4 protein-coding genes are annotated in these 6,624 nt (G+C 58.2%); all 4 read right to left on the reverse strand.

Annotated features, from left to right (window positions below):
• Nucleotides 1–196: 196 nt before the first annotated feature.
• The 4 genes from CIK95_RS08100 to CIK95_RS08115 all read right to left on the reverse strand — a co-directional run bounded on the left by CIK95_RS08100 (nt 197) and on the right by CIK95_RS08115 (nt 6,514).
• Entirely contained in the window at nt 197–1,924 is a 1,728-nt protein-coding gene (locus CIK95_RS08100) for a hypothetical protein (RefSeq protein ID WP_144007781.1), read from the reverse strand.
• A gap of 23 nt (nt 1,925–1,947) precedes the next feature.
• The gene (locus CIK95_RS08105; RefSeq protein WP_094466750.1) at nt 1,948–3,291 is read right to left on the reverse strand and encodes an OmpA family protein; all 1,344 of its coding nucleotides are present in this window, start codon (nt 3,289–3,291) and stop codon (nt 1,948–1,950) included.
• A gap of 94 nt (nt 3,292–3,385) precedes the next feature.
• Entirely contained in the window at nt 3,386–5,140 is a 1,755-nt protein-coding gene (locus CIK95_RS08110) for a hypothetical protein (RefSeq protein ID WP_144007782.1), read from the reverse strand.
• Between the two features lie 27 nt (nt 5,141–5,167).
• Nucleotides 5,168–6,514, reverse strand: coding sequence for an OmpA family protein (locus tag CIK95_RS08115; protein WP_094466752.1), 1,347 nt, complete (start codon nt 6,512–6,514; stop codon nt 5,168–5,170).
• Nucleotides 6,515–6,624: the final 110 nt, after the last annotated feature.

Below are 6,624 nucleotides of genomic sequence, written 5' to 3' on the forward strand. Positions count from 1 at the left end.
GCGGGAGTCCATTCTTGCTGTGTTTGAGGCGGTTTGGGGGGACGCCCTCCCCCTGGGGGGGGGTGGGGAGGGGCTTTTTGGGTGGGGGGGGGCCTCTCTGTGGTGCTTACCCTAAACACAATCATTCCCGCCAGCACTTGGACTGACGGGAACGACCTATGGGTTAATTATGAAAAATGTATTGATGCGGCTATGCTTAATAGTATATTGGGCGGATATTCATTCCATCGGAACGTAAGGTGTGCCATGTATCAGTTACGATGTTATCTCCATCTATATAAATCCTGCAATACGTAGCATGTTGGACATCCCCTATGAATAAGTCTGCCGTCCAACAAACGAACCGGGCAGTACCATACCATTTGTCAAAGGATACAAGACCATTATTTCTGAAGAAGATGTAGTTGTTGTTAATCTTAGATACCAGCGCAATGCCAGCCTTCCCGTTCATCGTTATCTCCTTAGCTGTACAATAATCAAGCAATTCCTGTACCTCTGTCTCTGTGGGGATATGCCATTTGTCGCCGAGCCTTGCTGTGGCTGCGTCATCGTAAGGTATGAGCTGTTTCCAGCCGTCTTTCTTATTATATCTTCTGAAATCTCCCCAAGCGCCGTCAAGCAGTTTGTAATTCTCCTTCGTAAAGTCAAAGTGTCCAGGACTCTTAGGCGAGGTCTCGCCCCAGGCATAGTAGTCGCCTTTATCTGTAGCGGTCTCGGCGCCGAGGTATTTCTTCGACCACTTCTTTCCACTTGGCAGTCCGAGGTCTACATACTCCATGGTCTCTGTGGCAGTGCCACCACCTGTGGTGCCTCCGCCGGTGATGCCACCGGCAGCCTTGAGCTCCTCGATTTTGGCAGCTATGGCAGCTATGGCAGCCTCCTTGCTGGTGGTGCCGTCCTTGACAGCCTGCAGCAGGTTGGCTATCTCGGCCTTGATGTTGGTAAACTCGTCAGTGTAGTCGGGCAGCGCGTCGATGACCGCCTTGATGGCTGCGAGCTTGTTGCCGCTTTCGGTGATGGCAGTCTCGATAGACTCGAGCAGCGCCAGCTTGTCGGTTAGCGTGCTGTTGACATTGCTCAACACCGCCTCGATGGCAGCGAGCTGGGTAGCATAGTCGGGCACATTGTTGATGGCAGTCTCGATGGCAGCCAGCTTGTCTCTATAGTCGGGTATGCTGGTTACGGCAGTGGTGAGCAGCTCCATCTTGGTGTCGAAGTTTGTGGCCTGGTCCTTGATGGCCTTCTCGATGAGTGCGAGCTTGTCTGCCAGGGCTATCGACTCTTCCTTCATGGCAGTCTCGATGGCGGCGAGCTTGAGCTCGAGGGCAGAGGTCTGCGAGGCGATGATGTCGTGGATGAGGTCCATCTTTGCCTCCATCGAGAGGGTCTGCGCCTTGACGGCAGCCTCGATGGCAGCTATCTTGAGCTCGAGGGCGGTGGTCTGGGCGTCGATGATGTCGTGGATAAGGTCCATCTTAGCCTCTACCGAGAGTGTCTGCGCCTTGATGGCAGTCTCGATGGCGCCCAACTTGGTCTCGAGCGAGGTGGTCTGGGCGGCTATTACGCCCTTGAGGAGTTCCATCTTAGCCTCCATGGAGAGGGTCTGCGCCTTGATGGCAGCCTCGATGACGGCGAGTTTGGCGTCGAGCGTGTTGTTGACAGCGTTGACGGCGTCGATGATCGCCTGCAACTTGGTCTGCTGGTCGGCATTCATCTGGTCGATGGCCTGCTTGAGCTGGTTGATGGCCTGCTCGTTCTTGAGGGCGCCGTTGTTGATGGCCTCGACCACCTTGGTGAAGTCGTTGACCACCGTGACTTTCATCTCATAGTCTATTTCGGGAGCGTCTTCCTGACATGCACTGAAGAACACTGGTGTTGCCAGCAGCAGCGCGCCGGCCAACAGGATAGATTTCATTACTCTCATAGTTGTATGTGTTTTTAGTTTTGTTATTTCTTTACGGTGATGGTTACTCTGCGGCCCTCATAGTTGGCCTTGCCGTTCTGTGCGCCGATGGCGGTCTGCGGGTGCAGGTCTTCGGGGGCAAAGCCCTCCTTGAGCAGCACCTTGACCACGCGCTTGAGGCGGCGCTCGGAGATGGCCTGGTTGTACTCGGCCGTGCCGGGCGTGCTGGCTTCGGCGACGATGGTGAGTCGGGAGCCCCTGACACTGCGGGCAAAGGCACGCAGGCGGTCGGTCTCTTCACGGCTCATGGCCGAGCTGTTGTGCGCGAACTGTACATAGTGTCCCGGCTCCTCGACAGCGGTCTGGCGGCTGCGCTCGCAGTCGTCGAGCTGTCGCTTCAGGCCCGCCTTGTCCTGCTCGGCCTGCTCTCGCAGATAGGCTTCGCGGTCGGCGCGTGCCTTGGCATCGTCTGCTTCCTGGCGCAGGGCGTTGTTGCGGTCGTTGAGTGCGCTCATCTCGTTGCCGTAGAAGTCGCGCAACTTGCGTGCGCGGCTCTGCACAAAGTTGTAGCGCACGGTGGCGAGGGCGTAGATGTAGTGCTTGGGAGCGATGTCCTGCCGGTTGAGCAGCCAGTCCATCTCGCCCTTCACGCCCAGGGTGAAGCGTCGGCTCACGTCGGCCTCGACGTGCAGCGTGGCGGGGATGTAGAGCTTGCGGAACTTCTCGTGGCGGTTGGCAGCCAGCACATTGCCGGTGACGGTCACGGTGGCGTCGTTGCTGATGCTGATGTCGCTGGTGACGGGCGTGGTGGTGGTACCCTGGGTGATGGTGTTGCCCACCCACATGCCGTACTCAGTGCCACGGGCGAGGGTTCCACCGATGCCGGTGCCCACCCAGATGTTGAGCCACTGCGCCTTGCGTGTGCTCCACAGCTCCATGAAGTTGAACTGCACGCCGAGCTTCGCGTTGTGTGTGTTCATGAGATAGTTGCCATAGGTCTTGGCGGGCGACGCGGTCTGGTCGAGCACCGAGAAGCGCTGCTCACGGCGGTAGCGCATCCAGAGGTAGTCGGCGCCAACACGCACCCAGGGGCGGATGGTGAAGTCGACACCGCCACCCACGGCGGGCGCCAGTTTGTAACTCTTCTTGGCATCGTGGTTGGAGTACCACACTCCCGTGGCCCACGACAGTCCACCCTGGGCATAGACGCTCCAGGTATGGGTGCGCAGCTCCTGGTTGCTGTCGCGCGGCGGTTGTGCCACGCCCTCGCCCGCTGTCTGCGCGTTGGCGCCGACCACTGCAAGCGAAGTGAGCATCAGGCTGAGCCCTATTCTTGCCCATCTGCCACTGCATAGCGTGATGAGCGGGTTGTTCAGTATTGCTTTCATCTTGTATTCTGTTTTGTCGTTTGCACCCCCGCCAGCACCGGGGCCGGCGGGAATGACTTATACCTATATTATATTACCATTCTCTCATGTCAGCTTACTTGGTGCTGCACACGGCACGTATCACGTAGCCAGCCTTGCGGGAACCCCTTGCTATTGTGGGATGATCATACGAGACACCAAGTTCTTCAGTTACCCCACTATGGTCCCATCCTAATGAACAGACAGTGTCCACCTCTTTCAATGTAGATGAATAATAGAAAGACCAGCTAAAATGTAAACCATCATCCCAGTAATATCCAGTGGAAGGCAAGATGATATGGTTTCCGTTGGGTCCTGTCACCTTCCAGTATGCCACTACAGGCTCAGTTGTCCCCGGCATCGTCACCTTCGTGGCTTCCCAGGTGCATTTCTCAATCAGTTCTTCCCATTCAGCTTTGGTCGGCGTATGACACCAGGGACCGAGAATGACGGTGGCAGCGTCATCTTCGGGCTGGAGTTCCATCAGATTGTCACTCCAGTTGTACTTGGTGAACGTAGAACCATTCCAGAATTTGTATTTACCGTAGCCAAATTTCGTCTTAGGAGCAGTCTCACCCCAAGAAAAGTAGCCGCCGGTTTCATTCTCAGTGGCAGCGCCGATGTTGCATTTCGCCCACAGCAGTCCGCTGGGCAGACCGAGGTCTACAAAGCCCTTCGGGACAATCTTCTCTGTGCCAGTGCCACCACCTGTGGTGCCTCCGCCGCTTACTCCGCCGGCAGCCTTCATCTCCTCGATTTTGGCGGCTATGGCAGCCAGTGCAGTCTCGGTGCTGGTGGTGCCGTCCTTGACAGCCTGCAGCAGGTTGGCTATCTCGGTCTTGATGCTGGCAAACGCGGTACTGTAGTCGGGCAGCGCGTCGATGACCGCCTTGATGGCTGCGAGCTTGGCAGCATTGTCGGTGATGGCGTCGTTGATACCCTCGAGCAGCGCCAGCTTGTCGGTGAGCGTGGTGTTGATGCCATTCATCACAGCCTTGATGGCAGCGAGCTGGGTAGAGTAGTCGGGCACACTGTTGATGGCAGTCTCGATGGCAGCGAGCTTGGCGCTATAGTCGGGCATGCTGGTGATGGCTGTGGTGAGCAGCTCCATCTTGGTGTCGAAGTTGGTGGTCTGGTCCTTGATGGCCTTCTCGACGAGCGCGAGCTTGTCTGCCAGGGCTATCGACTCTTCCTTCATGGCAGTCTCGATGGCGGCGAGCTTGATCTCGAGGGCAGAGGTCTGCGCGGTGATGATGTCGTGGATAAGGTCCATCTTTGCCTCCATGGAGAGGGTCTGCGCCTTGATGGCAGCCTCGATGGCCCCTATCTTGAGCTCGAGCGCAGCGGTCTGGTCGCCGATGATGTCGTGGATGAGGTCCATCTTAGCCTCGAGTGTGAGGGTCTGCTCCTTCATAGCGGTCTCGATGGCACCCAACTTGAGTTCGAGAGAGGCAGACTGTGCCTCGATGACGCCCTTGAGGAGTTCCATCTTGCTGTCCATGGAGAGGGTCTGCGCCTTGATGGCAGCCTCGATGACGGCGAGCTTGGTGTCGAGGGTGTTGTTGACCGCATTGATGGCGGCGATGATCGCCTGCATCTTGGTCTTCTGGTCGGCGTTCATCTGGTCGATGGCCTGCTTGAGCTGGTTGATGGCCTGCTCGTTCTTGAGGGCTCCGTTGTTGATGGCCTCCACTACCTTGGTGAAGTCGTTGACCACGGTTACCTCCATCTTGTACTTCAGGTTTGTCGCGTCTTCCTCGCAGGAGCTGAAGAAGACGGGTGTTGCCAGCAGCATGGCGCCGGCCAACATGATAGATTTCAATACTCTCATAGTTATTTGTGTTTTTGGGTTTATATTCTACTTCTTTTTCTTTATGGTGATAGTCACTCTGCGGCCCTCATAGTTGGCCTTGCCGTTCTGTGCGCCGATGGCGGTCTGCGGGTGCAGGTCTTCGGGGGCAAAGCCCTCCTTGAGCAGCACCTTGACCACGCGCTTGAGGCGGCGCTCGGAGATGGCCTGGTTGTACTCGGCGGTGCCGGGCGTGCTGGCCTCGGCGACGATGGCGAGCCGGGTGCCCCTGACGCTGCGGGCAAAGGCACGCAGACGGATGGTCTCTTCACGGCTCAAGGTCGAGCTGTTGTGCGCGAACTGTACATAGTGTCCCTGCTCCTCGACAGCGGTCTGGCGGCTGCGCTCGCAGTCGTCGAGCTGTCGCTTCAGGCCCGCCTTGTCCTGCTCTGCCCGCTCTCGCAGATAGGCTTCGCGGTCGGCGCGTGCCTTGGCATCGGCTGCTTCCTGGCGCAGGGCGTTGTTGCGGTCGTTGAGCGCGCTCATCTCGTTGCCGTAGAAGTCGCGCAACTTGCGTGCGCGGCTCTGCACGAAGTTGTAGCGCACGGTGGCGAGGGCGTAGATGTAGTGCTTGGGGGCGATGTCCTGCCGGTTGAGCAGCCAGTCCATCTCGCCCTTCACGCCCAGGGTGAAGCGTCGGCTCACGTCGGCCTCGATGTGCAGCGTGGCGGGGATGTAGAGCTTGCGGAACTTCTCGTGGCGGTTGGCAGCCAGCACATTGCCGGTGACGGTCACGGTGGCGTCGTTGCTGATGCTGATGTCGCTGGTGACGGGCGTGGTGGTGGTACCCTGGGTGATGGTGTTGCCCACCCACATGCCGTACTCAGTGCCACGGGCGAGGGTTCCACCGATGCCGGTGCCCACCCAGATGTTGAGCCACTGCGCCTTGCGTGTGCTCCACAGCTCCATGAGGTTGAACTGCACGCCGAGCTTCGCATTGTGTGTGTTCATGAGATAGTTGCCATAGGTCTTGGTGGGCGACGCGGTCTGGTCGAGCACCGAGAAACGCTGCTCTCGGCGGTAGCGCATCCAGAGGTAGTCGGCGCCAACACGCACCCAGGGTCGGATGGTGAAGTCGACACCGCCACCCACGGCGGGCGCCAGTTTGTAACTCTTCTTGGCATCGTGGTTGGAGTACCACACTCCAGTGGCCCACGACAGTCCCCCCTGGGCATAGACGCTCCAGGTATGGGTGCGCAGCTCCTGGTTGCTGTCGCGCGGGGGCGTGGGCACGGCGTTCTCGGTCTGCGCCTTGACACCCGAGACGGCGAGCACCACGAGCCACAGGCTGAGCGCGGCTCTTGCCCATCGGCCACCCGAGAGCGGCATGGGCGCATTGGTCGGTCTTGTGTTCATACTTGTCTCCATTTAGGTTTGTTTTCTACGGGTCTTTATATTAGATATGTATTCTTGAGTTACAATTACACTTAGGTTGGGGGTGGGGGCGAGTCGGGTGGTGGGTTGCT

It is taken from the genome of Prevotella sp. P5-108 (assembly GCF_002251385.1).
Classification (GTDB): Bacteria; Bacteroidota; Bacteroidia; order Bacteroidales; family Bacteroidaceae; genus Prevotella.

Coding starts and splice junctions, on each gene's coding strand:
- CIK95_RS08100 (WP_144007781.1), bottom strand. CDS start 1,924: ATGAGAGTAATGAAATCTATCCTGTTGGCCGGCGCGCTGCTGCTGGCA.
- CIK95_RS08105 (WP_094466750.1), bottom strand. CDS start 3,291: ATGAAAGCAATACTGAACAACCCGCTCATCACGCTATGCAGTGGCAGA.
- CIK95_RS08110 (WP_144007782.1), bottom strand. CDS start 5,140: ATGAGAGTATTGAAATCTATCATGTTGGCCGGCGCCATGCTGCTGGCA.
- CIK95_RS08115 (WP_094466752.1), bottom strand. CDS start 6,514: ATGAACACAAGACCGACCAATGCGCCCATGCCGCTCTCGGGTGGCCGA.